Below are 24,503 nucleotides of genomic sequence, written 5' to 3' on the forward strand. Positions count from 1 at the left end.
CAAACTGCTCGCGGGGAGTTATCACGTTTTTTTTAACTTTGCGTGAGGACTTCGGGATCGCCACTCCATAAGCTCAATGCCATCGAACCCAGAAAGCCGATGCCATGACCACCCGACGCCATATGCTGCTGGGCGCAGCAGCCTCCACCGCAGCGCTTGCCACCGGAATCTTCCAGCGCCACGCGACTGCAGCGACAGAGACCTTCGAAATCAGCTATACCGACGCCCAGTGGCGTGCCCGGCTCAGTCCTCAGCAATATGCCGTGCTGCGCCAGGAGGCCACGGAGCCCCCCGGCAGCAGTCCGCTCAACAAGGAGCATCGTCCTGGAACATTTTCCTGCGCAGGCTGTTCCTTGCCCTTGTTTGCCTCCTCCACCAAGTTCGACAGCGGCACCGGCTGGCCCAGTTTCTGGAAGCCGCTGGACAACGCCGTCGCCACCCGCAAGGACCGAAGCTACGGCATGGTGCGTGTCGAAGCGCACTGCCGGCGCTGCGGCGGTCACCTTGGCCATGTCTTCGAAGACGGACCGCCTCCCACAGGTCTGCGCTATTGCATGAACGGCCTGGCCTTGGCTTTCACACCCAAACCTGCCTGAGGAGAAACAGGCCATGCTGCTGATCGTCCTTGCCTATCTGGGCGGTGTGCTGACCATCGTCAGTCCCTGCATCCTGCCCGTGCTGCCGTTTGTGTTCTCTCGCGCGAACCAGCCCTTTGTGCGCAACGGCCTGCCACTGCTGGCAGGCATGGCATTGACCTTTGCGATCGTTGCCTCTCTCGCCGCCGTCGGCGGCGGCTGGGTGGTGGCTGCCAATAAGTATGGCCGCTGGCTGGCACTCGCTCTGGTGGCGGTTTTCGGGCTGACACTGCTGCTGCCGCATCTGTCGGAGCGGCTGACCCGCCCATTGGTGGCAGTCGGCGCACGCCTGTCGGAATCGGCACAGACCGGCGTTGCACCGCAAACAGGATCCTCCGTCTTGCTGGGAGTCGCAACGGGGCTGCTATGGGCTCCATGTGCCGGGCCCATCCTGGGACTGATATTGACCGGTGCCGCCCTCCAGGGCGCCAACACCACCTCGACCCTGCTGCTTCTGGCCTATGCCGCCGGGGCTGCGACTTCCATGGCTGCGGCTTTGCTGCTGGGGGGGCGGGTATTTGCCGCGCTCAAGCGTTCGCTGGGTGCCGGTGAATGGGTACGTCGCGGCCTCGGTGCAGCCATGCTCGCGGGCGTGGCCGCCATCGCCCTGGGGATCGATACCGGCGTGCTGGCTCGACTGTCAACCGCATCCACCGGCGGCCTGGAGCAGAAACTGGTCGAGCGCCTTAACCAGCCTCATGGAGAAGACTCCACGACCATGCGCGGCAATCCGGGCACGATGATGCAGGGACCAGCCCTCGCACCCGCCGAAGGGGGCGCCATGATGGCTGCAGGAGCCGCAATGCGCATGAGCGGACCATCGAATAAAGCCCCTGCACTGCCCGATGAAGGCATCGCACCGTCGCTGGGCGGGGCAACCCAATGGCTCAACTCCAAGCCTCTGAGCGGGCAAGACCTGCGTGGCAAGGTGGTGCTGGTGGATTTCTGGACCTACTCCTGCATCAACTGCCTGCGCACCCTTCCCTATGTGAAGGCATGGGCAGAAAAATACCGTGATCAAGGCCTGATCGTGGTCGGTGTGCACGCCCCCGAGTTTGCTTTTGAGCGCGACATCGGCAACGTGAGCAAGGCCATGAAAGACCTGGGCATCAACTATCCGGTGGCCGTTGACAACCAGTATGCAATCTGGCGTGCATTCAAGAACCAGTATTGGCCTGCTCACTACTTCATCGATGCCACGGGACGCATCCGCCATCACCACTTTGGCGAAGGCGGCTACGCAGAGTCGGAGCGGGTGATACAACAGCTTCTCCAAGAGGCAGGCAGCTCCCAGTCAACCATGGGCCTGACGGAGGTAGATGCCGGGGGCGTTCAACTGGCCGCCAACATGGATGAGGTCGCGTCCCCCGAGACCTATCTGGGTTATGAGCGTGCCGAGAACTTTCTCTCCACACCCAAAGCCGTTCCCGACAGGACGGCAACGTATCGGGAACCGGAACAGCCCAGGCTGAACACCTGGGGCCTTGCCGGGCAATGGATGGTTGGAGCGGAAAGCGCCTTGCTGACCGGTCCATCAGGCAGCATCGTCTACCGTTTCAAGGCACGTGACCTGCATCTGGTGTTGAGCCCCGGCCCTGACGGAAAGCCCGTGCGCTTCAAGGTCCGCATTGACGGCAAACCACCCGGCACCGCCCACGGCGTGGACGTGGCCGCCGACGGCAGCGGCACTGTCACCGGCCAGCGGCTTTACCAACTGGTGCGCCAATCCGGAGTCATTACCGAGCACACCTTCAGCATCGAGTTCCTGGACAGCGGCGTTTCCGCCTATGCCTTCACTTTCGGATAGCCATATGAACACGCGCATCATCTCAGGGGCCGCCTTGAACCGGCGCGGCCTGCTCCAGACACTGGCCGGCAGCATCGTTTTGCCGGGCGGCGGACTGCTCTGGCAACCAATGGCCTTCTCGGCCGAAGAAGCGGTTCGCCTTCCTGCCCCTGTCCTGGACCTCCCGGCCACCGGACCCTCCCCGCAGCGTGCAATCTTTGCCGGCGGCTGCTTCTGGGGAGTACAGGGCGTATTCCAGCACGTCAAGGGCGTGCAACGCGCGGTCTCCGGCTATAGCGGAGGTGCTGCATCCACCGCCTCCTACGAGCTGGTCAGCCGCGGCAACACCGGCCATGCAGAATCGGTCGAGATCACCTTCGATCCGACCCAGGTGAGCTATGGAAAGCTGCTGCAGATATTTTTCTCTGTCGTCCACGATCCCACCCAGCTCAACCGACAGGGTCCGGACACAGGAACGCAGTATCGCTCGGCAATTTTCACGACCAGCCCGGCCCAGCTCAAGACAGCGCAGGCTTACGTCGCACAGCTCGATGCAGCGCGCCTGTATCCCAAGCCCATAGTCACCCGCCTCGAGGACAAGGCCAGCTTCTATCCGGCCGAGCTCTACCACCAGGACTTCATGACCGAAAACCCGCGCCACCCCTATATCGTCTTCAACGATATTCCCAAGGTGAACAGCCTCAAGCGTCTCTTCCCCGACAGCTACCGCAGCGAACCGGTTCTGGTAAAGAAAACGCGCCCATAGCGACTCCATCTCAGCGATGCTGCGGCAGAGCAGCAATTGTCGGCGCAGCTGATGGCCTGCTGCACGCCCTGACGATCCTGCCGCATCAAGGGCGCCCTATGAATACCATCCTGCCCATCGGCTTCGGTCATGTCCGGCACCACCGCCAGCAGCCTGTGCAGCATGTCTTCGCTCCCCCTCTGCCTCCTCATGCAGCCACCGCTTAGCCAGCGCACGCAGCAGGACGAGGTACTCAGGCACAGCCGGCGCGGCTGGATCAGCGTCCACGATTGCCACCACGGCAAGGTCGGGATCAATGCGCTGGCCTGGCAGATTGCAGCATATGCCGAAGGGCTTTTCGCCCCTTGGCCAGCCGGGCACATACCTTGCTTCGGCCGGAATGGCTGCTGCCACGCCGTCCACTTCAAGCTGCAAAGCCTGTGTCAACGGGATGTACGCAGTACGCACACAAACAAAAAACCTCTTAGGTCAATGACCTAAGAGGTTTTCGTATTTGGTGGGTGATACATGGATCGAACATGTGACCCCTGCCGTGTGAAGGCAGTGCTCTACCGCTGAGCTAATCACCCGATAGGCGTGATTATATCAAGGATTGGCGCTCACATTTTCAAAGTTGCGCCAGGCAGTCTTGCCACCGCTGGATTTATCCATCTGCTTGAGCACATCATCGTGGGATTGCTGCTCCTGCTCATTGGCGCGCAGCACTGGCAACTTGAAGCTGCTCAGGTCCACCGAGGGAACGACAATCGCTCCAGCCGCCGGAGCATCTGCCGGCTCCTCGGTCATGAGCAAGGCATCTTGCCCGCGCGTGAGATTGATGTAGACATCCGCCAGCAGCTCCGCATCCAGCAAAGCGCCGTGCAGCGTGCGGTTGGAATTGTCGACACCCAGGCGATCGCAGAGCGAGTCCAGCGAGTTGCGCTTGCCCGGATACATCTCCTTGGCCATGACCAGGGTGTCGAGGACTCCGCCCACGCATTGCTTGAGTGGCGGGCGCTTGGCCAGCTTGAGTTCGTTGTTCAGAAAGCCCAGGTCGAACGGCGCATTGTGGATGATGAGCTCTGCGCCCTGCAGATACTCCCAGATCTCGTCGATCTTTTCCTCAAAGCGCGGCTTGTCCTTGAGGAACTCCGTGGTGATGCCGTGCACGCGCAAGGCATCTGGATGGCTGTCCCGACCCGCATTGAAGTACAGATGCAGATTGTTGCCGGTGAGCTTGCGGTTGACCAGCTCCACGCAGCCCAGCTCGATCAGACGATCGCCATCGATGGCCGACAGGCCGGTCGTTTCCGTATCCAGAACAATTTGGCGCGACATTCAATTTCTCCCAATTACCTGCGGCGCTCACATCGCCCAACAATTTCTAAAACAAGCGCGCACCAAAGCCAGGACACCGAGGAAGCGCCGCCGCGCACCGAGGGTGTCGTCCCCCTCCCCTAGCGCGAAGCGCGTAGAGAGAGGGGGAAGGCGCAAAGCGCCTCAGGGGGTGCTCAGTGATTTTCCTTAGCGTGGTTGATGGAGTACTTGGGGATCTCCACCGTCACATTCTCGCGCGCCAGAATCGCCTGGCAGGACAGGCGCGACTGAGGCTGCAGACCCCAGGCCTTGTCGAGCAGGTCTTCTTCCTCTTCCTCCGCCTCGTTCAGGGAGTTGAAGCCCTCCTTGACGATGACATGGCAGGTCGTGCAGGCGCAGCTCATATCACAGGCATGCTCGATATTGATGCCGTTGTCCAGCATGGCTTCACAGATCGAAGTGCCGACGGGAGCTTCGATTTCCGTGCCATTGGGGCAGTACTCGGCGTGAGGAAGAATTTTGATGATGGGCATTGTTCTGTTTATGAATTAAATGGTGTTGACACTCTTGCCAGCCAGCGCCTGCTGGATGCTGCGATTCATGCGTTCGGCCGCAAACGACTCGGTTCCCTTGGCCAGGGCCTGCGTTGCGCCTTCCACGACGGCCGGATCATCGCTGGCGACGGCCGCGCGTAGCGCTGTCATCAGGCCGTCGATGCTGTCGCGCTGCTCGGCGCTGAGCACATCCCCATCCACATCCAGCGCGCTCTGAGTGGCCAGCAACATGCGATCGGCATCCACGCGGGCCTCGACCAGGGCGCGGGCTTTCATGTCTTCCTGGGCCGTGGCAAAACCGTCCTGCAGCATCTGGGCGATCTGGTCGTCGGAAATGCCGTAGGAAGGCTTGACGTTGATATGCGCTTCGACGCCGCTGGTCTGCTCCTTGGCGCTGACGGACAGCAGGCCGTCGGCATCGACCGTGAAGGTCACGCGGATGCGCGCCGCACCGGCAGCCATGGGCGGAATGCCGCGCAACTCGAAACGCGCCAGGCTGCGGCAGTCCGCAACCAGATCACGCTCGCCTTGCACCACGTGAATGGCCAGAGCGGTCTGGCCGTCCTTGTACGTCGTGAAGTCCTGTGCGCGGGCCGTGGGGATGGTCTCGTTGCGCGTGATGATGCGCTCGGACAGGCCGCCCATGGTTTCCACGCCCAGCGACAGCGGGATCACATCCAGCAGCAGCAGGTCGCCGGCGGTATTGTTGCCGGCCAGCTGATTGGCCTGAATGGCAGCGCCCAGGGCCACCACTTCGTCAGGGTTGAGATTGATCAGCGGCTCGCTGCCGAAGAAGTCGGCCACGGCCTGGCGAATCTGGGGCATGCGGGTGGAGCCGCCGACCATGACCACGCCCTGCACCTCATCGCGGCCCAGGTCTGCATCCTTGAGCGCGCGGCGCACAGCCGCAAGGCTCTTGCTGGTTAAGTGAGCAGTCAGCGCAATGAATTCCTCACGCTTGACATCAAAAGACACTGAACCCGAGGAAATATCAGCGGTAAACGCTACAACTTCTGATTCAGTCAGGGCCTGCTTGCAATGGCGCGCAGCAATGCGCCAGGCGGTCTTGTCTGCTGCCGACTCCAGCTGCGTGCCGGTCTTTTCCGCCACCCAGGCAGCCAGCGCGTCATCGTAGTCGTCGCCGCCCAATGCCGAGTCACCACCTGTGGCGATCACTTCGAACACACCCTGTGCAAGACGCAGCACAGAGATGTCAAAGGTGCCGCCACCCAGATCGTAGACGGCGTAGACGCCCTCTGCCGCGTTGTCCAGGCCGTAGGCAATGGCTGCTGCCGTGGGCTCGTTGATCAGGCGCAGCAAGTTGATGCCTGCCAGCTTGGCTGCATCCTTGGTGGCCTGGCGCTGGGCATCGTCAAAGTACGCAGGCACCGTGATGACTGCACCATACAGATCGTTGTCGAACGTGTCTTCGGCACGGAAACGCAAGGTCGCCAGAATTTCGGCACTGATTTCCACGGCCGTCTTGGCGCCGTCCACGGTTTCGACGGAGATGACGCTGCTGTCATCGGTCTTGAAGCGATAAGGCAGCTTCTCGGGCGATTCGATATCGGTCAGGCTTCGCCCCATGAAGCGCTTGGCCGAGCTGATAGTGTTGGCAGCATCCTGCGCCTGCGCGGCCTTGGCATCAAAACCGATCTGTCGGCGGCCCATTTCCATGTAACGCACCACCGATGGCAGCAGCACACGCCCCTGATCGTCGGGCAGGCATTCGGCCACGCCGTTGCGCACTGCAGCGACCAGAGAATGCGTGGTGCCCAGGTCGATACCTACAGCAATGCGTCGCTGGTGGGGATCGGGGGATTGGCCGGGCTCGGAAATCTGCAAAAGCGCCATGAAATTCTTCTTTTGAAACATCAGAGGCCAGCGTGGCTGGCCCGCTCAAGGTGGATACGCTGCGTGCCTAGGGCACAGCGCGTTGCTCTGGCTCTTATTGTCCCAGTTGATCGCGACGGCGATCCACATCTTGCGCAAATCGCGCAACAAACATGAGGGCTCTCACCTGCTGCACGGCAGCGGCGGCATCTCCAGCCTCGTCCAGCAGACGACCGCATTCGCCAAGCATCTGCTGTTTGGCGGCGAGCATCTCGCCCTCCAGAGCATCCAGCTCCTGCTCGCTGGCAGCGTCTTCCAGCGCTTCGCGCCACTCCATCTGCTGCATCAGAAATGCCGCAGGCATGGCCGTGTTGTCTTCAGCCCGCACCGGCGCTCCCGCCAGCTCGCACAAATAGGCAGCGCGCTTGAGCGGGTCCTTGAGGCGCTGATAGGCCTCGTTGATGCGCACCGACCATTGCATGGCCACGCGCTGCGCGGCTGCGCCCTGGGCGGCAAAACGGTCGGGGTGCGCTTCGCGCTGCAGCTCTTTCCAGCGTGCGTCGATCTGGCTGCGCTCCTGCGCAAACTTGCGCGGCAAGCCAAACAATTCAAAGTCGTCAGATTGCAGATTCATGGCATTAAAAAAACCGCCTGCAGCAGCGCTGAGGCGGTTCCGTTCTTACGCTTGGGCGCTACACACGCCAGGGACACCGAGCAAGAGCCGCCTCGCAGCGAAGGTGTCGTCCCCTTGGGGGGAAGGCGCGAAGCGACTCAGGGGAAAATCAAATCCTGAAGCTCTCGCCACAACCGCAGCGATCACGCTCATTGGGGTTGTGGAACTTGAAGCCCTCGTTCAGGCCTTCGCGCACAAAATCCAGTTCCGTGCCATCGATATAGGCCAGGCTCTTGGGGTCGATCAACACCTTGATGCCGTGGTCTTCAAACACCACATCATCGGGCTGGACTTCGTCCACATATTCCAGCTTGTAGGCCAAGCCGGAACAGCCCGTGGTCTTCACGCCGAGGCGTACGCCAATCCCCTTGCCGCGACGCGAAAGGTAGCGGTTCACATGACGGGCAGCCGCCTCGGTCATTGAGATGGCCATGGCCTTAGGCTTCCGTCGCCGTGCGCTTTGCGCGGTAGTCGTTCACAGCAGCCTTGATGGCGTCTTCAGCCAGGATGGAGCAATGAACCTTGACCGGTGGCAGCGCCAGTTCTTCGGCGATCTGGCTGTTCTTCAGGGCGGCAGCCTCATCCAGCGTCTTGCCCTTGACCCATTCGGTCACCAGCGAAGACGAGGCGATGGCAGAGCCGCAGCCATAGGTCTTGAAGCGTGCATCTTCGATCACGCCGGTGGCAGGATTGACCTTGATCTGCAGCTTCATCACGTCGCCGCAAGCGGGCGCACCCACCATACCCGTGCCCACGGAGTCATCGCTCTTATCGAACGAGCCCACGTTGCGGGGGTTTTCATAGTGGTCAACAACTTTTTCGGAGTAAGCCATGGTGTCTACCTCTTGAACTCTTTGTAATCTATGCTTAGTGTGCAGCCCATTGAATAGTGCTGAGGTCGATGCCGTCTTTGTACATCTCCCACAGAGGGCTCAGCTCGCGCAGCTTCAGCACGTTTTCGCGGATCGACTTGATCGCGTAGTCAATTTCTTCTTCCGTCGTGAAGCGACCAAAGGTCATGCGCAAGGAGCTGTGTGCCAGCTCATCGCTGCGGCCCAGGGCACGCAGCACATAGCTGGGCTCCAGGCTGGCGGATGTGCAGGCGGAACCCGAGGACACGGCCAGACCCTTGATGCCCATGATCAGCGACTCGCCTTCGACGAAGTTGAAGCTCATGTTCAGGTAATGGGGAACGCCGTTCTCCATATCGCCGTTCACGAACACCTGCTCCAGATCCTTCAGACCATCGAGCAGACGCTTGCGCAGTGCACGTGCGTGCTCCATATCCTTGGCCATCTCTTCCTTGGCAATGCGGAAGGCTTCGCCCATGCCCACGATCTGGTGGGTTGCCAGCGTGCCGGAACGCATGCCGCGTTCATGACCGCCGCCGTGCATCTGAGCTTCCAGACGCACGCGCGGCTTGCGGCGCACGTACAGCGCACCGATGCCCTTGGGGCCGTAGGTCTTGTGCGAAGCCAGGCTCATCAGGTCGATGGGCATGGTCTGCATGTTCAGATCCATCTTGCCCGAGGCCTGAGCGGCGTCGACGTGGAAGATGATGCCCTTCTCACGGCACAGAGCGCCAATGGTGTTCAGATCCTGAACCACACCGATCTCGTTGTTCACGGCCATCACGCTGGCGAGGATGGTGTCGGGACGGATCGCGGCCTTGAACACTTCGATGTCCAGCAGACCGTTTTCCTGCACGTCCAGATAGCTGACTTCAAAGCCCTGGCGCTCCAGTTCACGCATGGTGTCCAGCACAGCCTTGTGCTCGGTCTTCACGGTGATCAGGTGCTTGCCCTTGCCCTGGTAGAAATGCGCTGCACCCTTGATGGCCAGGTTGTCGGACTCGGTCGCACCGCTGGTCCAGACGATTTCACGCGGGTCGGCGCCAATCAGATCGGCGACCTGCTTGCGGGCCTTCTCGACGGCTTCTTCGGCTTCCCAGCCCCAGGCATGGCTGCGCGATGCGGCATTGCCAAAATGTTCACGCAGCCAGGGAATCATGGCGTCCGCCACGCGGGGGTCCACCGGAGTGGTTGCACCGTAGTCGAGATAAATGGGAAAGTGCGGGGTCATGTCCATGACTGGCTCGTCTTGTTTTTGGCTGACAAATCGTGAGGAATCGATGCACCTTGTGGTGCCATCAGGGCGAAGAAACATGCCGCACAGCCATGCATGCATCCAGGCCCTGACTATCGGAGTCGGGCTTCATGCCGATCTGGTTGCCGCCTGAGCACTGCTCGAGCGGCCCCGGATCAGGATTTCGCGAAGGCGTTACCCAGGGCGAACACCGAGTTCGGTGCGTTCACACGAATGGGCTTGACCACGGGTGCTGTGGAGATGGCGCGGCGCACCACGGGCTTGTCCTCGATCTGGATGCCCTTGGCCAGTTGCTCGTCCACCAGCTTTTGCAGAGTGACGGAGTCCAGGAATTCCACCATGCGCTGATTCAGTGCAGCCCACAGCTCATGGGTCATGCAGCGGCCTGCTTCGCCCAGACAGTTTTCCTTGCCACCGCACTGGGTCGCATCAATAGGTTCATCCACCGAGACGATGATGTCAGCCACGGTGATGTCCGTTGCCTTACGGGCCAGGGTGTAGCCGCCGCCGGGGCCACGGGTGGATTCCACCAGTTCGTGGCGACGCAGCTTGCCAAACAACTGTTCCAGATAGGACAGCGAAATCTGCTGACGCTGGCTGATGGCAGCCAGAGTCACAGGGCCATTGTTCTGGCGCAGTGCCAGGTCGATCATCGCGGTGACCGCAAAGCGGCCTTTGGTCGTAAGACGCATACGAGCTCCTTCAGTCAGGATTGTTCGTTACAGAAACGCACGCCCGGTCACAGTACCTAGACGAGCACAGTCTCCGCCCTTACTCCGTCCTGTGATTAGGTTCAGAGCCCTTCTGTGAGGGAAGTTTGTTGTTGAGTGTTTGAGGCGAGTATATCACATTCCCCATCAATTTTGTCGGGTAACAGCGTGCACTCACGTAATAACCCCGAGATTTGCGAAGAAATATTCCTACGGTGCCGCCCCGAACAATTGCTGTTTGAGAAGCGAAAGCTGGTCTCGCACACGCGCTGCCTGCTCGAATTCCAGGTTCCTGGCGTGCTCCAGCATTTGCTTCTCCAGACGCTTGATCTCCTTGGCGATGTCTTTCTCCGACATATCCTCGACACGTGCCTGTTGTAGAGCCTGCTCCTGCAGACGTTCGGCCTCTTTGCCGCTTTTTTCGCTGTAGACACCATCAATCAGGTCTTTCACCCTCTTGACAATCTGTTTTGGCACGATTCCATTGGCTTCATTGAAAGCCATCTGTTTTTCGCGGCGTCTTTCGGTTTCGCCGATGGCTTTCTTCATGGACTCCGTGATGCGGTCCGCGTACAGGATCGCCTTGCCGTTGACGTTGCGCGCCGCGCGACCGATGGTCTGGATCAGGCTGCGCTCGGCACGCAGAAAGCCTTCCTTGTCGGCATCCAGAATCGCCACCAGCGAAACCTCGGGAATATCCAGGCCTTCGCGCAGCAGGTTGATGCCGACCAGCACATCGAAGGCTCCCAGACGCAGGTCGCGGATGATTTCCACGCGCTCCACCGTATCCACGTCGGAGTGCAGATAGCGCACCTTCACACCGTTGTCGGTCAGGTATTCGGTCAGCTGCTCGGCCATGCGCTTGGTCAGCGTGGTGATAAGCACGCGCTCCTCCAGCTCCACGCGCTGGCGGATCTCCTGCAGCACGTCGTCGACCTGATGAATGGCCGGCCTCACTTCGATCTCGGGATCGACCAGGCCCGTGGGGCGCACCACCTGCTCCACCACCTGCCCGGCATGAGTCTTTTCATATTCGGCGGGCGTGGCCGAGACGAACACCACCTGGCGCATGCGCTGCTCGAACTCCTCGAACTTGAGCGGCCGGTTGTCCAGCGCCGAAGGCAGGCGGAAGCCATATTCCACCAGCGTGGTCTTGCGCGCCCGGTCGCCGTTGTACATGGCGTTGAGCTGGCCGATCATCTGATGGCTCTCGTCGAGGAACATGATGGCGTCGCGCGGCAGATAGTCCGTCAGCGTGCTGGGCGGATCGCCGGGCTTGGAGGCCGAGAGATGGCGCGTGTAGTTCTCGATGCCCTTGCAGTGCCCCACTTCGCTGAGCATTTCCAGATCGAAGCGCGTGCGCTGCTCCAGGCGCTGCGCCTCCACCAGCTTGCCCATGCCCACGAGCTGCTTGAGGCGCTCGGCCAGCTCTTCCTTGATGGTCTCCACGGCCGCCAGCACCTTGTCGCGCGGCGTCACATAGTGGCTGCTGGGATAGATGGTGAAGCGCGGAATGTTCTGGCGCACCCGGCCCGTGAGCGGATCGAACAGTTGCAGACTCTCGACCTCATCGTCGAACAGCTCGATGCGCACGGCCAGCTCCGAATGCTCGGCCGGGAACACATCGATGGTGTCACCGCGCACGCGGAAGGTGCCGCGCGAGAAATCCTGGTCGTTGCGCTGATACTGCATGCGGATCAGCTGCGCAATCGCATCGCGCTGGTTGAGCGTGTCGCCCGCGCGCAGCGTCATGATCATGCGGTGGTAGCTCTCGGGCTCGCCGATGCCGTAGATGGCAGAGACGGTGGCCACGATCACCACGTCGCGCCGCTCCATGATGCTCTTGGTGCAGGACAGGCGCATCTGCTCGATGTGCTCGTTGATGGCGCTGTCCTTTTCGATGAACAGGTCGCGCTGGGGCACATAGGCTTCGGGCTGGTAGTAGTCGTAGTAGCTGACGAAGTACTCGACCGCGTTTTTCGGGAAAAACTCCCTGAACTCCGAGTACAGCTGTGCCGCCAGCGTCTTGTTGGGCGCAAACACGATGGCGGGCTTGCCCAGACGCGCGATCACGTTGGCCATGGTGAAGGTCTTGCCCGAACCCGTCACGCCCAGCAGCGTCTGGAAAGACTCGCCGTCATTGACGCCTTCGACCAGTTTTTCGATGGCCGCAGGCTGATCGCCCGCCGGTGGATAGGGCTGGAACAGCTCGAACGGCGAGTCCGGGTATTGCACGAAACGGCCTTGCGGCTTGGCATTCATATTTTGTTCTTGCATGATCTCATGTCCATGACGCATAGGGTAAGCGCGGAGTAGAATGGCAGCCCAACCCTCAAGCCTAACCTAGGCTGATGCGTTTTTTCGAGCACCGGGCAATGCCCTGCCCGTCTAACGCGCTCGGAGCAGTAGCTGGGGGTGACCTGACTTATTTCCATCCCTCAAGGATTTTTTCATGTCTCTGTTTACCGCCGTCGAAATGGCCCCCCGCGACCCCATCCTGGGTCTGAACGAGCAATTCAACGCTGACTCCAACCCCAACAAAGTGAACCTGGGCGTGGGCGTGTACTTCGACGACAACGGCAAGCTGCCCCTGCTGGAGTGCGTGCAGGCCGCCGAGAAGGCCATGATGGAAAAGCCCACCGCCCGTGGCTATCTGCCCATCGACGGTATTGCCGCCTATGACAACGGCGTCAAGGCCCTGGTGTTCGGAGCCGAGTCCGACGTGGTCAAGTCCGGCCGCGTGGCCACCGTGCAAGCCATCGGCGGCACCGGCGGCCTGAAGATCGGCGCCGACTTCCTCAAGAAGCTCAACCCCAACGCCAAGGTCCTGATCTCCAACCCCAGCTGGGAAAACCACAAGGCCATCTTCACCAACGCTGGTTTTGAAGTCGGCACCTACGCTTACTACGATGCAGCCACCCGCTCCATCGACTTCGCCGGCATGCTGGCCGACCTGAACGCTGCCGCTGCCGGCACCGTGGTCGTGCTGCACGCCTGCTGCCACAACCCCACCGGCTACGACATCACTGCCGCCCAGTGGGATGAAGTGATCGCCGTCGTCAAGGCCAAGGGCCTGGTCGCCTTCCTGGACATGGCCTACCAGGGCTTTGGCCACGGCATCGCCGAAGACGGCGCCGTGATCGGCAAGTTCGTGGCTGCCGGCCTGAACATCTTTGTCTCGACTTCCTTCTCCAAGAGCTTCAGCCTGTACGGCGAGCGCGTGGGCGCCCTGTCCGTGGTGGCCTCCGACAAGGAAGAAGCCGCTCGCGTGCTGTCGCAGCTGAAGATCGTCATCCGCACCAACTACTCCAACCCTCCCACCCATGGCGGCGCCGTCGTGGCAGCCGTGCTGAACAACCCTGAGCTGCACGCTCTGTGGGAAAAGGAACTGGGCGAGATGCGCGTGCGCATCAAGGCCATGCGCCAGAAGCTGGTTGACGGCCTGAAGGCTGCTGGCGTGACCCAGGACATGTCCTTCATCACCACCCAGATCGGCATGTTCTCGTACTCCGGCCTGTCCAAGGACCAGATGGTACGCCTGCGCTCCGAGTTCGGCGTGTACGGCACCGACACCGGTCGCATGTGCGTGGCTGCGCTGAACAGCAAGAACATCGACTATGTCTGCAAGGCCATCGCCGCCGTGATTTAAGCTCACGATGCGGGGCTTCGGCCCTGAAGACCAAAGAGCAACGGACTTTCAATCCGTTGCTCTTTTTTATGGCTGCTTCAGTGTCCACCTATTAATTGATAGCTGCCAGCGCTCTTCCCATATCGCTTTCAGGCAGAAAATTATCTGAAAACCTTGTAAACCAAGCGCAGCAAGCTATCAAAATCTTGATCAGGCGCTCAGTCCCCAGATGGCCGAGCGCATGGACAGCGCCGCATACTGGTAGGCCGTGTTGAACACGCGCGGCGCTTCGCCCTCCTGCACGGCACCTGCCGCATACAGCAGAGGCAGATAGTGGTCGTGCGTGGGATGGGCCAGACGGGCCTGCGGACCCCAGTCCAGAAAGGTGCTCAGGTCCGCCAGATTGCCGCTGTCCAGGCGCTGCTGCACTTCGGTGTCGAACTGTATCGTCCAGTCATAGGCCTGGTTGTCGCTGGCACCGCGCTGCATGGCGCGCAGGTTGTGCACGACATTGCCGCTGCCCACGATGAGCACGCCGCGGTCGCGCAGCGCGCGCAGCTGGCGACCCATCTCGAAATGCTTTTCGGGCGCCAGTCCATAGGGCATGCTCAGCTGCATGACGGGAATGCTGGCCTCGGGGAACATGGGCAGCAGCACCGACCAGGTTCCGTGGTCAAAACCCCATTTCTGGTCCACCAGCAGGGCCGATCCGTCCAGCGGCGAATGCAGCTCGGCCGCCAGCTGTCTCGCCACCTCTGGCGCGCCGGGAGCCGGATATTGCTGGTCGAACAGCTCTTGCGGAAAGCCGCCGAAGTCATGAATCGTGCGCGGCTGGGCCATGCCGGTCAGCGCCCAGTCGGACTCGGTCAGCCAGTGGGCCGAAACGCAGAGAATCAGCTGCGGCTCAATGCCCTTGGCCGTCAGTTCCTGGCCCAGCGCCTTCCAGCTCTGGCGCCAGTGCGTGTCCTCGATCACATTCATGGGACTGCCGTGGCCCAGGAACATCACCGGCATGCGCGGCGAAGGCTTGAGCTGCTGCAACAGTTGCTCGGGCAACAGGGAAGAAGAAGTGGAGTTCATGGAAAAAGCCTTCCAGCCCCCGCCGGCGGCCAGCACGGAGGCTGCGCCCAGGGACAAAAGCGTACGTCTACGCATCTCGGTCAATCGAACACGCCCCTAGGGGCATTTTTTTACAGATAGGACAAGCTTGCCACAGCGCAACAGCGCCTGAAAGCACCGCCACCGCAACAGACTGTCCTGAAAGTGCCAGGGTCAGGGCCCGGCTTGCACTACAACGGCAGTTGCACAAGCACGACTCACGCCAAACAGGCTCAGGCAAGGGCTTCGCTTCAAGGAAACCATCCTGATGCCACCCTGGCTTGCACAAGCCCAGACAAGGAATACTCCCACTCATGCCCAGCACCGCCATTCAACCCCTGCAAGGAATTCGCATACTGAGCCTGGCTCTGAACCTGCCCGGCCCTGCCGCACTGTGGCGCTGCGCCGGCATGGGAGCCGATTGCCGCAAGCTCGAGCCTCTGGCCTCCGGCGCAAGCCGCAGCGCCGACCCCATGGGCCTCTACTGCCCAGATGCCTACGCGCAGATGCATGACAGGGTGCAAACCCTGCAGGCCGATCTCAAGACCGCCGAAGGTCAGGCCAGTCTGCATGCGCAACTGGCGCAAACCGATGTGCTGCTGACCTCGTTCCGTCCCTCGGCCCTGAGCAAGCTGGGCCTGGGCTGGGAAGCCCTGCAGCAGCGCTACCCCGGGCTGTCGCTGGTGCGCGTGGTCGGCAGCGCGGGCGAGCTGGCCGATGTCCCCGGCCATGACCTCACCTATCAGGCCGAAGCGGGCCTCGTGCACAGCACCGCCCTGCCCCCCAGCCTGTTTGCCGATATGGCGGGGGCGCTGATGGCCAGCGAAGCCGTGCTCCAGGCCGTGCTGGTCAGCAGCCGCAGCGGGCGCGGCATACTGCGCGAGGTCGGACTGGCCCAGGCCGCGCAATGGCTGGCCCTGCCCTGGCACTGGGGCCTGACCCAGCCCGCAGGCGATGTCGGCGGCGCCCATGCGGGCTACCGCATCTATCCCTGTGCCGACGGCATCGTGGCCGTGGCCGCGCTGGAGCCTCACTTTGCCCAGCGCCTGTGTGAAGCGGCAGACCTGCTGTTCAGCAACCCAACCGATATGCGCAAGCCCGAGATCCATCAGGGCGTGGCCCGGTTTCTGGCCGCACGCAGCTGCGCGCAACTGATGCAGCTGGCACAGGAGAAGGATATTCCCCTGCACGCCCTGCCCCAAACCTGAAGCAAACCAGAACCTGTTTACGCTCCCCCTCCGCGCCAGGGCCTTCGCGGAATGGGATGCTAGGGGGCGGCCCCCCGCGCGCGATACCGCAGCAATAGTGGTGCTATTGCGAGGATTTGCGCGACCGGCGAGGCAACGCCGCAGACGGCCCCTGACCGGGCGTCCGCAAAGGCACTAGCCTGGGCGTTTTTCAAACGCGTATTTCTCGGTATCGACCTCGCCCTGGCCTTGCAGCGCATAGCGGTCGCCGGCAATGGCTTCGGGCTTGAAGATGTCATCGAGCTCGGCCAGCAGCTCGGCGTCGAGCTTTACGCTGCCGCCGCGAATGTCTTCGTGCAGATGCTCCACGCTGGTGGTGCCGGGCAAGGCAATCACATGCTCGCCCTGGTGCAGCACCCAGGCGATGGCCAGCTCGGCCAGCGTGCAGCCAGCCTTTTCCGCCACGGCCTGCATGGGCGCGAGCAGGCGCAGATTCTGCGCATAGGCCTCGCCGGCAAAGCGCGGCATGGTGGCGCGGATATCGCCCTTGACCAGGTTGTCCACCTGCTGCAGCTTGCCGCTGAAGAAGGCGCGGCCCATGGGACTGAAAGCCACATAGGCAATGCCCAGCTCCTTGCAGGCGGCGAGCGTGCCCAGCTCCGCATTGCGCGACCACAGCGAATATTCGCTTTGCAGTGCGGCAATCGGGTGCTCCTTGTGCGCGCGGCGCAGCGCATCGACGCCCACTTCCGACAGACCCAGAGCGCGAACCTTGCCCTCTTCCTTCAGGCGTGCCATCTCGCCCACCGACTCCTCGATGGGCACGTTCCTGTCCCAGCGATGCAGATAGTAGAGATCGATCACATCAGTGCCCAGGCGCTTGAGGCTGTCTTCGCAGTTCTGGCGCAGGGTTTTGGGACGACCGTCGATGACGCGGCGCATCACGCCGTCTTCGCCGCGCACGCCCGCCATGCCGCATTTGCTGGCCAGGGTGATGTGGTTGCGATGGGGCTTGAGCACGGGTCCGATCAGCGATTCGCTGGCGCCAAAGCCATAGAGCGCGGCAGTGTCGAACAGCGTGACGCCCGCGTCCAGTGCCGCATGCAGCACGGCGTGCGACTGCTCGGTAGAGACGGGGTTGCCGTAGGCATGGCAGAAATTCATGCAGCCCAGCGCGACATTGGCGACGCTGAATGGGCCTAGTGGTCGGTTTTGCACGGATGCTCCTTGAGGATGGCAAAGTTAAGTCATTTATAGCCTATAGCCCATATGAACAGAGCGTTTAAAGCTATAAATTTCAAAGCAAAAACAGCAAAGGCCGGAGCATGCCCCGGCCTTTGTCTGTCTCAATCGATCACCGGGACTTATTCGGCGTTGAGTTGCTGCTCCAGATCGTGCAAGACCTTGTAGCAGTTGAACACCTGCTGCACGCTGGAGTTGGGCTCGCGGCCTTCGCGGATGGCGGCGAAGAATTCGCGATCCTGCAGCTCGATGCCGTTCATGGACACATCGACCTGGGACACGTCGATCTTCTCGTCCTTGCCGTTGAACAGATCGTCGTAGCGGGCCAGATAGGTGCCGGTGTCGCCGATGTAGCGGAAGAAGGTGCCCAGAGGGCCGTCATTGTTGAACGACAGGCTCAGCGTGCAGATCGCGCCGTTGGCGGCCTTGAGCTGGATGCTCATGTCCATGGCGATGCCCAGATCCTTGTGGATCGGGCCTTGCACGGCGTTGGCCTTGACGATGGGGCTGCCGGCCTGGTAGGCGAACAGGTCCACGGTGTGGGCGGCATGGTGCCACAGCAGGTGGTCGGTCCAGCTGCGAGCCTGGCCCAGCGCGTTCATATTGGTGCGGCGGAAGAAGTAGGTTTGCACATCCATCTGCTGGATGTTGAACTCGCCGGCTGCTATCTTCTTGTGCACCCACTGGTGGCTGGGATTGAAGCGGCGGGTGTGACCCACCATGGCCACCAGACCGGTCTGCTTTTGCAGCTCGGCCACTTCCTGGGCGTCCTTCAGGGCATCGGCCAGAGGAATCTCGACCTGCACATGCTTGCCGGCCTTCATGCAGGCAATGGCCTGTTCGGCGTGCATCTGCGTGGGCGTGCACAGGATCACGGCATCGACTTCGGGCAGCGCCAGGCTTTCGGCCAGATCGGTTGCCACATGCTTGATGCCGTACTTGTCGGCCACTTCCTTGGTCTGGTCAAAACGGCGACCGACCAGGGAGACGACTTCCACGCCGTCGATGTTCTTGATGCCGTCCAGGTGCTTGATGCCGAAGGCACCTGCGCCAGCCAGCGCTACTTTGATGTTCTTGCTCATGATTGGGATCTCCGTAGAGCCGCCTCAAGGAGGCGAAGCCCCCCACAGGGGGCAGTGAATACGCGAAGCAGCGAACGTGGTGAAACGTTTACTGATTCTCGAGGATCAGATGGCCCACTGCGGTGTTCGATGCGGGCACATGGTAGAAGCGGTGCGCCACCTTGGGCAGCGGTGCGGGGCCGTCCACATCGGACATGGCGCCGCGCGCAATCAGCCACATCACCAGCTCGATGCCTTCCGAGCCGGCTTCGCGCACGTAGTCGATATGCGGCATCTGCGCCAGACCGTGGGGGTTCTCGATCAGCAGATCCAGGAACTGGTTGTCCCATTCCTTGTTGATCAGGCCCGCGCGCGCGCCCTGCAACTGGTGGCTCATGCCGCCCGTGCCCCAGATATGGACGTTGATGTCCTGGTCGTAGCTCTCCACGGCCTTGCGGATGGCTCGGCCCAGGTTGAAGCAGCGCTGGCCGGTGGGCACGGGATACTGCACCACGTTCACGGCGAAGGGGATCACCGGGCAGGGCCAGGAGCCGGTCTTGGGGTCCTGCTCGCCGCACATCAGCGACAGCGGCACCGTGAGGCCGTGGTCCACGTCCATCTTGTTGACGATGGTCAGGTCGAAGTCCTGTTGGATCACGGACTGGGCAATGTGGCTGGCCAGATCGGGATGGCCGACCACCTTGGGCACGGGGCGCGGGCCCCAGCCTTCGTCGGCGGGCTGGAATTCCGCAGCCGTGCCGATGGCGAAGGTGGGAATGCAGTCCAGGCTGAAGGCCGTGGCGTGGTCGTTGTAGACCAGGAAGATCACATCGGGCTTGTTGTCCTTCATCCACTGACGGGAGAAGTCATAACCCTTGAACAGAGGCGCCCAGTAGGCTTCCTGGGTCTTGCCCATGTCCATGGCGGCGCCGATGGCAGGCACGTGCGAGGTGAAAACGGATGCGGTGATGCGTGCCATGTCTTAGTTGCCTTCCTTGTTCTGGTTGCCTGCGCTGCGAGCACTTCCTTGTGGCTGGCGATGCGCCTGCGCATCACCGTCCTCGCCCACATAGCGATTGCCATCGGCAGAGCGGCCGCCGCCCATCATCATGGCGCGGTACTCTTCTTCGGTCATGCCGGTCATGGAGCCCGCCATCTGCTGGAAGCTCTTGCCGTCGGTGGCGCCGATCTTGGCCAGGAAGTAGATATTGCCGCCGGTGCGCATGCACCAGTTCAGATCGCGCGCCAGCACGGCCTGCTTCTGCTCCTCGGTCATCGCCCACTCGTCCAGATAGGCACGCTCGTTGGCGCGGAAGCGCTCGCGGTTCTCGGCCTTCATCAGGCTCATGCAGAACTGGTTGAGCCAGTAGCCCTTGCGGGACTGCTCGGCATCGAAAATGATGGTGCCGGGCACGTCCAGATACGGTTTTTCCAAAGCCATAAATTCTCCTCGTTGCGGATGACGCAGCCCATGCGACAAGGCTGCGGCCTGTTTCCGGGTGTATGTGTCGCCGGAACTCCGTCAGACCTCTTCGGGCCAGTACAGACGCATGGGGTTGTCCACCAGCAGCTTTTGCTGCAGCTGCGCGGTAGGAGCGATATGGGGAATGAAGTCCACCAGCAGGCCATCGTCGGGCATGTGGTCCTTCAGGTTGGGGTGCGGCCAGTCCGTGCCCCAGAGCACGCGCTCGGGGAACTCCTCGACCACGCGACGCGCGAAAGGCACCACGTCCTGGTAGGCGTTCTGCTCACCATTCAGCGCCTTGGGGCCGGAGACGGACAGGCGCTCGGGGCAGGAAACCTTGCTCCAGACATTCTTGTGCTCGCGCATGAACTTCAGGAACAGCGCGAACTCCTCGCTGTCCACGCCCTTGGTCACGTCGGGGCGGCCCATGTGGTCAACCACCACGGTGGTGGGCAGCGCAGTGAAGAAGTCCCACAGCTCGGGCAGATCCACGGCTTCGAAATAGATCACCACATGCCAGCCCAGCTTGGCGATGCGGCCAGCGATCTCCATCAGCTCGTCCTTGGGCGTGAAGTCCACCAGGCGCTTGACGAAGTTGAAGCGCACGCCGCGCACGCCGGCGTCGTGCAGCTCCTGCAGTTCGGCATCGCTGATGGAGCGCTTGACCGTGGCCACGCCGCGGGCCTTGCCGCCCGAGGACTTGCAGGCATCGACCATGGCGCGGTTGTCCGCACCGTGGCAGGTGGCCTGCACCACCACATTGCGTGCAAAACCCAGGTGGTCGCGCAGCGCATACAGCTGGGCCTTGCTGGCATCGCAGGGCGTGTACTTGCGCTCGGGGGCGAAGGGGAACTCGTTGCCGGGACCGAACACATGGCAGTGCGCATCCACAGCGCCGGCAGGCAGCTTGAACTGGGGCTTGCTGGGGTTGGCATACCAGTCCAGCCAACCGGGGGTTTTTTCAAAGGCGCTCATCTGTTTGCTCCTCAATTGTTGATTGCACCGTGCGCTGCGCACTTCCCACCATCCATGAAACTGGCGCTGCCACATCTCAGAGACACCGAGGAAGGGCCGCCCCGCACCGAGGGTGTCGTCCCCTTCCCGCGCAGCGAGAGAGGGGGAAGCGGCGCAGCCGCTCAGGGGGTGTTAATCCACATAGCGCAAGCCGGCCTTTTCCAGGGGCTCGCGCATCTTGTACATATCCAGGCCCAGGACACCCGAGGCCAGCTTGGCGCGCTTTTCGCCTTCGAAGCTTTCGCGCTTCTGGGCAGCGGCCAGCACTTCCACGGCACGCGCGGCGGGCACGCAGACCACGCCGTCGTCGTCGGCCACGATCACGTCACCGGGCGTGACCAGCATGCCGGCGCAGACGATGGGGATGTTGACCGAGCCCAGGGTGGCCTTGATCGTGCCCTTGGAAGAGATGGCCTTGCTCCAGACCGGGAAGTCCATCTCCTGCAGCGTCTTCACGTCGCGCACGCCGGCATCGATGATCAGAGCGCGTGCGCCGCGCGCCTGAAAGCTGGTGGCCAGCAGGTCGCCGAAGTAGCCGTCGGAGCACTCGGCGGTGACGGCAGCAACCACGATGTCGCCGGGCTGAATCTGCTCGGCAGCCACATGCATCATCCAGTTGTCGCCGGGCTGCAGCAGCACCGTGACGGCCGTACCCGAGACCTGCTTGCCGGCATAGATGGGGCGCATATAGGGCTTGAGCAGACCGACGCGGCCCATGGCCTCGTGCACGGTGGCGGAGCCCAGGGCGGCCAGGCCGTCAGCAGCAGCGCGGTCGGCGCGCTGGATATTGCGGTAGACAACTCCCAGTTCGTACATGGAAATACCTCTTTGCTTTGACGTTATTGAATCCAAAAAGTGAGCTGTTAGCGCTTGTCATTCATCAAATTTGAATAGTTTTCTTATTGAAAACCTTTCAGACCGTACGCTAGCAGCTCTCTTTTTTGAGAAGTTACAGACCCTTGGCCTTGAGCGCCTTGTCCAGGCGCGTGAACACGCGGCGGGCATTGCCTTCGTAAACGGCGTGCTTTTCATCGGCCGTCAGGTTCTGCGTGGCTTCGATGTAGCGCTTGGTGTCGTCGTAGTAGTGACCGGTCTGCGGATCGATGCCGCGCACGGCACCGATCATTTCGCTGGCGAACAGGATGTTCTTGGTCGGAATCACTTCCGTCAGCAGGTTGATGCCCGGCTGGTGGTAGACGCAGGTGTCGAAGTAGATGTTGTTCAGCAGATGCTCTTCCAGCAGCGGCTTCTTCATCTCCTGCGCCAGACCGCGGAAACGGCCCCAGTGGTAAGGCACGGCGCCACCGCCATGGGGGATCAGGAACTTCAGGGTCGGGAAGTCCTTGAACAGATCCGAAGTCAGGCACTGCATGAAGGCCGTGGTGTCGGCATTCAGATAGTGGCTGCCCGTGGTGTGAAAGCATGAATTGCAGCTGGTGGATACGTGGATCATCGCGGGGATGTCGTACTCCACCATCTTTTCGTAGATGGGGTACCAGCTCTTGTCGGACAGCGGGGGCGAAGTCCAGTGGCCACCCGAGGGATCGGGGTTCAGGTTCAGGCCCACGTTGCCGTATTGCTCCACGCACTTGACCAGCTCGGGAATGCAGGTTGCAGGGTCCACGCCGGGCGACTGGGGCAGCATGGCGGCGGGAATGAAGTGATCGGGGAACAGCTCGCTGACGCGGAAGCACAGCTCGTTGCAGATGGCGGCCCAGGTGCTGGAGGTCTGGAAGTCACCGATGTGGTGCGCCATGAACGAGGCACGGGGGCTGAAGATGGTCAGATCGGAACCACGCTCCTTCATCAGGCGCAGCTGATTGGTTTCGATGGTCTCGCGGATTTCATCGTCGCTGATCTTCAGATCGGCCACCGACGGGGTCTTGCTCGGGTCCTTGAGGCCGGCGATCTGCAGATCGCGCCATGCGCCCAGAGCCGCAGGCGCCGTGGTGTAGTGACCGTGTACGTCAATGATCATCTTCAAGCTCCGTTAAAAATAATTCGTCAATCAAAAAGTTCAGTGCGCGCCGCCCAGGCCCAGCATGGAGGTGCGCGGTGCGCCGCCGGCATAGCGGTTCTTGACCAGCAGCGCCAGCGCGGCGATGACACCGGGAATGGCAACCACCATGAAGACCTGCGGCAGCTCCAGGTGACGGCGCGACAGCTCGGCCACCAGGAAAGAGCCTGCAATGCCGCCAAAGCGGCCTATGCCCAGCATCCAGGACACGCCACTGGCGCGGCATTCCGTGGGGTAGTACTCGGCAGCCAGCGCCTGCATGGACGACTGTGCCGCATTCATCAGCAAACCGGCAATGAATACCGAAGCCACCAGCATGCCCACGCCGCCGCCGAGCACCTGGCCGATGAAGGCCACGCCCAGGCTGGTCAGGAAGTAGCCCGTCGCGATGATCAGATTGGCATTCCAGCGGTCCATCAGCAAACCGACGAAGATCGCGCCCACGCCGCCGAGCTGGAACAACGCGGCAATCACGGCCGCCTGGCTGGCGGGTACGCCTGCTTCCTTGAACAGCACAGGCATCCAGTTGACCAGGCCATAGACGATCACCAGGCCCATGAAATACGTCACCCACAGGGCCAGCGTGCCGACCAGATATTTCTGCGAGAACACCAGACGCAGGCCCTGAGGACCTTGCTGTGCCTGGGCAGCCGCCTCGCCGCCGTCGTTCAGCACAAAACGCGCTGCATTGCGGGTGCCGGCGGCGATGCGCACCATCACCTTGCGCACGCGGTCGGCCGAGTAGTTCTTGAGCACCATGAAACGCACCGACTCGGGCAGCATCACGATCATCAGCACGGCCAGGATCAGGGGCACCACGCCGCCCACGATCAGCAGGCTGCGCCAGCCGAAATGCGGAATCATCCAGGCCGCGATAAAGCCGCCGAAGGCCGAGCCGATGGGGAAGCCGCAGAACATGCAGTTGGTGATGAAGGAACGCTTGCTGTCAGGGCAGTATTCGTTCATCAGCGTGATGGCGTTGGGCATGGCCGCGCCAAGACCCAGGCCGGTGATGAAGCGCCAGATGGTCAGGCCTTGCAGATCGTGCACCAGACCGGAAGCAATCGATGCACCGCCCATCACCACCGAAGCGATGATCAGCACGGTCTTGCGGCCCACGCGGTCCGCCAGCGGGCCCGCGCCCAGCGCGCCGAACGCCAGGCCGAACAGGGCCGCGCTCAGCACCGGGCCCAGATGGGACTTGTCGATGCCCCATTCGCCGAGCAGCGAAGGAGCGATGAAGCCGATGGCGGCGGTATCAAAACCGTCGAGCAGAACAATCAAAAAACAGAGGAAGAAAATCCCCCACTGGAAGCGTGAAAACGGGCTCTCGTTGAGCACGGTCTGCACGTTGACGACCGCCGGGCCGGTGCTCTGTTTGCTAGTTTGCGAAGTCATATTTGGAATCTCAGTTGCCTCTCTTTGTCGCCTC

23 protein-coding genes and 1 tRNA gene are annotated in these 24,503 nt (G+C 61.8%); 5 read left to right on the forward strand and 19 right to left on the reverse strand.

Translation table 11 applies throughout. The features are described 5' to 3' along the window. Nucleotides 1-104: 104 nt before the first annotated feature. From msrB to msrA, 3 genes are read left to right on the forward strand one after another with little or no spacing between them, the layout of a single operon-like run. On the forward strand, nt 105-596 hold the full coding sequence (gene msrB, locus Cth01_RS13815; RefSeq protein WP_034382044.1) for a peptide-methionine (R)-S-oxide reductase MsrB: 492 nt from the start codon (nt 105-107) through the stop codon (nt 594-596). Nucleotides 597-609: 13 nt separating this feature from the next. Next, entirely contained in the window at nt 610-2,442 is a 1,833-nt protein-coding gene (locus Cth01_RS13820) for a cytochrome c biogenesis protein DipZ (protein WP_045839479.1), read from the forward strand. A gap of 4 nt (nt 2,443-2,446) precedes the next feature. Beyond that, nucleotides 2,447-3,187 carry a peptide-methionine (S)-S-oxide reductase MsrA gene (gene msrA / locus Cth01_RS13825; protein ID WP_045839480.1) on the forward strand — a complete coding sequence of 247 codons (741 nt, stop codon included), beginning with the start codon at nt 2,447-2,449 and terminating at the stop codon, nt 3,185-3,187. Between the two features lie 494 nt (nt 3,188-3,681). On the opposite strand, the gene Cth01_RS13830 is transcribed toward msrA, so the two are convergent. The 10 genes from Cth01_RS13830 to uvrB all read right to left on the reverse strand — a co-directional run bounded on the left by Cth01_RS13830 (nt 3,682) and on the right by uvrB (nt 12,636). After that, a tRNA-Val gene (locus tag Cth01_RS13830) sits at nt 3,682-3,756 on the reverse strand. 16 nt (nt 3,757-3,772) lie between these two features. Then, nucleotides 3,773-4,504, reverse strand: coding sequence for a DNA polymerase III subunit epsilon (gene dnaQ / locus Cth01_RS13835; RefSeq protein WP_003067586.1), 732 nt, complete (start codon nt 4,502-4,504; stop codon nt 3,773-3,775). Between the two features lie 173 nt (nt 4,505-4,677). Then, nucleotides 4,678-5,016, reverse strand: coding sequence for an ISC system 2Fe-2S type ferredoxin (gene fdx / locus Cth01_RS13840; RefSeq protein WP_003054218.1), 339 nt, complete (start codon nt 5,014-5,016; stop codon nt 4,678-4,680). Between the two features lie 15 nt (nt 5,017-5,031). Next, nucleotides 5,032-6,891 (reverse strand): Fe-S protein assembly chaperone HscA, encoded by a 1,860-nt coding sequence (gene hscA / locus Cth01_RS13845; RefSeq protein WP_045839612.1) that lies wholly within the window; start codon nt 6,889-6,891, stop codon nt 5,032-5,034. 94 nt (nt 6,892-6,985) lie between these two features. Further along, the gene (hscB, locus tag Cth01_RS13850) at nt 6,986-7,504 is read right to left on the reverse strand and encodes a Fe-S protein assembly co-chaperone HscB (RefSeq protein WP_045839482.1); all 519 of its coding nucleotides are present in this window, start codon (nt 7,502-7,504) and stop codon (nt 6,986-6,988) included. A 148-nt stretch (nt 7,505-7,652) separates the two neighbouring features. Next, nucleotides 7,653-7,976, reverse strand: a complete 324-nt coding sequence (iscA, locus tag Cth01_RS13855) for an iron-sulfur cluster assembly protein IscA (protein ID WP_003054214.1) — start codon at nt 7,974-7,976, stop codon at nt 7,653-7,655. Nucleotides 7,977-7,980: 4 nt separating this feature from the next. Further along, nucleotides 7,981-8,376, reverse strand: coding sequence for a Fe-S cluster assembly scaffold IscU (gene iscU / locus Cth01_RS13860; protein WP_003054213.1), 396 nt, complete (start codon nt 8,374-8,376; stop codon nt 7,981-7,983). 34 nt (nt 8,377-8,410) lie between these two features. Continuing rightward, nucleotides 8,411-9,631 (reverse strand): IscS subfamily cysteine desulfurase, encoded by a 1,221-nt coding sequence (locus tag Cth01_RS13865; protein WP_034354231.1) that lies wholly within the window; start codon nt 9,629-9,631, stop codon nt 8,411-8,413. A 173-nt stretch (nt 9,632-9,804) separates the two neighbouring features. After that, complete coding sequence (iscR, locus tag Cth01_RS13870) at nt 9,805-10,341, reverse strand: Fe-S cluster assembly transcriptional regulator IscR (protein ID WP_003054211.1); 537 nt, start codon at nt 10,339-10,341, stop codon at nt 9,805-9,807. A gap of 228 nt (nt 10,342-10,569) precedes the next feature. Continuing rightward, nucleotides 10,570-12,636 carry an excinuclease ABC subunit UvrB gene (gene uvrB, locus Cth01_RS13875; protein ID WP_139032070.1) on the reverse strand — a complete coding sequence of 689 codons (2,067 nt, stop codon included), beginning with the start codon at nt 12,634-12,636 and terminating at the stop codon, nt 10,570-10,572. Between the two features lie 175 nt (nt 12,637-12,811). On the opposite strand from uvrB, the gene Cth01_RS13880 reads away from it, so the two are divergent. Beyond that, nucleotides 12,812-14,008 (forward strand): amino acid aminotransferase, encoded by a 1,197-nt coding sequence (locus tag Cth01_RS13880; protein ID WP_003067573.1) that lies wholly within the window; start codon nt 12,812-12,814, stop codon nt 14,006-14,008. A gap of 189 nt (nt 14,009-14,197) precedes the next feature. On the opposite strand, the gene ygiD is transcribed toward Cth01_RS13880, so the two are convergent. Further along, nucleotides 14,198-15,124, reverse strand: a complete 927-nt coding sequence (gene ygiD / locus Cth01_RS13885) for a 4,5-DOPA-extradiol-dioxygenase (RefSeq protein ID WP_082085666.1) — start codon at nt 15,122-15,124, stop codon at nt 14,198-14,200. Nucleotides 15,125-15,399: 275 nt separating this feature from the next. Between ygiD and Cth01_RS13890 the strand changes: the two genes are divergently transcribed. Next, nucleotides 15,400-16,293, forward strand: coding sequence for a CoA transferase (locus tag Cth01_RS13890; protein ID WP_045839484.1), 894 nt, complete (start codon nt 15,400-15,402; stop codon nt 16,291-16,293). Between the two features lie 174 nt (nt 16,294-16,467). Here the strand turns inward: Cth01_RS13890 and Cth01_RS13895 are convergent, their stop codons facing one another. From Cth01_RS13895 to Cth01_RS13930, 8 genes are all read right to left on the reverse strand, one after another. After that, nucleotides 16,468-17,490: an aldo/keto reductase gene (locus Cth01_RS13895; protein WP_045839485.1), complete on the reverse strand. Its 1,023-nt coding sequence runs from the start codon at nt 17,488-17,490 to the stop codon at nt 16,468-16,470. Between the two features lie 146 nt (nt 17,491-17,636). After that, on the reverse strand, nt 17,637-18,596 hold the full coding sequence (locus Cth01_RS13900; protein ID WP_045839486.1) for a Gfo/Idh/MocA family oxidoreductase: 960 nt from the start codon (nt 18,594-18,596) through the stop codon (nt 17,637-17,639). Between the two features lie 88 nt (nt 18,597-18,684). Next, the gene (locus Cth01_RS13905; protein ID WP_012838736.1) at nt 18,685-19,554 is read right to left on the reverse strand and encodes a class III extradiol dioxygenase subunit beta; all 870 of its coding nucleotides are present in this window, start codon (nt 19,552-19,554) and stop codon (nt 18,685-18,687) included. A 3-nt stretch (nt 19,555-19,557) separates the two neighbouring features. Continuing rightward, a complete protein-coding gene (gene ligA / locus Cth01_RS13910) occupies nt 19,558-20,016 on the reverse strand; it encodes a protocatechuate 4,5-dioxygenase subunit alpha (protein ID WP_039048948.1) in 459 nt (152 codons plus the stop codon). Between the two features lie 81 nt (nt 20,017-20,097). Next, nucleotides 20,098-21,015, reverse strand: coding sequence for an amidohydrolase family protein (locus Cth01_RS13915; protein WP_045839487.1), 918 nt, complete (start codon nt 21,013-21,015; stop codon nt 20,098-20,100). A gap of 171 nt (nt 21,016-21,186) precedes the next feature. Then, a complete protein-coding gene (gene ligK, locus Cth01_RS13920; protein WP_012838739.1) occupies nt 21,187-21,870 on the reverse strand; it encodes a 4-carboxy-4-hydroxy-2-oxoadipate aldolase/oxaloacetate decarboxylase in 684 nt (227 codons plus the stop codon). A 133-nt stretch (nt 21,871-22,003) separates the two neighbouring features. Beyond that, nucleotides 22,004-23,032, reverse strand: coding sequence for an amidohydrolase family protein (locus Cth01_RS13925; protein WP_003054189.1), 1,029 nt, complete (start codon nt 23,030-23,032; stop codon nt 22,004-22,006). A 39-nt stretch (nt 23,033-23,071) separates the two neighbouring features. Then, a complete protein-coding gene (locus tag Cth01_RS13930) occupies nt 23,072-24,469 on the reverse strand; it encodes an MFS transporter (RefSeq protein ID WP_034408249.1) in 1,398 nt (465 codons plus the stop codon). Nucleotides 24,470-24,503: the final 34 nt, after the last annotated feature.

It is taken from the genome of Comamonas thiooxydans (assembly GCF_000964545.1).
GTDB classification, from domain to species: domain Bacteria; phylum Pseudomonadota; class Gammaproteobacteria; order Burkholderiales; family Burkholderiaceae_C; genus Comamonas; species Comamonas thiooxydans.

Excerpts from the sequence above, each read along its gene's own strand:
- msrB (WP_034382044.1), top strand. The coding sequence starts at position 105 with ATGACCACCCGACGCCATATGCTGCTGGGCGCAGCAGCCTCCACCGCA.
- Cth01_RS13820 (WP_045839479.1), top strand. The coding sequence starts at position 610 with ATGCTGCTGATCGTCCTTGCCTATCTGGGCGGTGTGCTGACCATCGTC.
- msrA (WP_045839480.1), top strand. The coding sequence starts at position 2,447 with ATGAACACGCGCATCATCTCAGGGGCCGCCTTGAACCGGCGCGGCCTG.
- dnaQ (WP_003067586.1), bottom strand. The coding sequence starts at position 4,504 with ATGTCGCGCCAAATTGTTCTGGATACGGAAACGACCGGCCTGTCGGCC.
- fdx (WP_003054218.1), bottom strand. The coding sequence starts at position 5,016 with ATGCCCATCATCAAAATTCTTCCTCACGCCGAGTACTGCCCCAATGGC.
- hscA (WP_045839612.1), bottom strand. The coding sequence starts at position 6,891 with ATGGCGCTTTTGCAGATTTCCGAGCCCGGCCAATCCCCCGATCCCCAC.
- hscB (WP_045839482.1), bottom strand. The coding sequence starts at position 7,504 with ATGAATCTGCAATCTGACGACTTTGAATTGTTTGGCTTGCCGCGCAAG.
- iscA (WP_003054214.1), bottom strand. The coding sequence starts at position 7,976 with ATGGCCATCTCAATGACCGAGGCGGCTGCCCGTCATGTGAACCGCTAC.
- iscU (WP_003054213.1), bottom strand. The coding sequence starts at position 8,376 with ATGGCTTACTCCGAAAAAGTTGTTGACCACTATGAAAACCCCCGCAAC.
- Cth01_RS13865 (WP_034354231.1), bottom strand. The coding sequence starts at position 9,631 with ATGGACATGACCCCGCACTTTCCCATTTATCTCGACTACGGTGCAACC.
- iscR (WP_003054211.1), bottom strand. The coding sequence starts at position 10,341 with ATGCGTCTTACGACCAAAGGCCGCTTTGCGGTCACCGCGATGATCGAC.
- uvrB (WP_139032070.1), bottom strand. The coding sequence starts at position 12,636 with ATGCAAGAACAAAATATGAATGCCAAGCCGCAAGGCCGTTTCGTGCAA.
- Cth01_RS13880 (WP_003067573.1), top strand. The coding sequence starts at position 12,812 with ATGTCTCTGTTTACCGCCGTCGAAATGGCCCCCCGCGACCCCATCCTG.
- Cth01_RS13890 (WP_045839484.1), top strand. The coding sequence starts at position 15,400 with ATGCCCAGCACCGCCATTCAACCCCTGCAAGGAATTCGCATACTGAGC.
- Cth01_RS13900 (WP_045839486.1), bottom strand. The coding sequence starts at position 18,596 with ATGAGCAAGAACATCAAAGTAGCGCTGGCTGGCGCAGGTGCCTTCGGC.
- Cth01_RS13905 (WP_012838736.1), bottom strand. The coding sequence starts at position 19,554 with ATGGCACGCATCACCGCATCCGTTTTCACCTCGCACGTGCCTGCCATC.
- ligA (WP_039048948.1), bottom strand. The coding sequence starts at position 20,016 with ATGGCTTTGGAAAAACCGTATCTGGACGTGCCCGGCACCATCATTTTC.
- Cth01_RS13915 (WP_045839487.1), bottom strand. The coding sequence starts at position 21,015 with ATGAGCGCCTTTGAAAAAACCCCCGGTTGGCTGGACTGGTATGCCAAC.
- ligK (WP_012838739.1), bottom strand. The coding sequence starts at position 21,870 with ATGTACGAACTGGGAGTTGTCTACCGCAATATCCAGCGCGCCGACCGC.
- Cth01_RS13925 (WP_003054189.1), bottom strand. The coding sequence starts at position 23,032 with ATGATCATTGACGTACACGGTCACTACACCACGGCGCCTGCGGCTCTG.
- Cth01_RS13930 (WP_034408249.1), bottom strand. The coding sequence starts at position 24,469 with ATGACTTCGCAAACTAGCAAACAGAGCACCGGCCCGGCGGTCGTCAAC.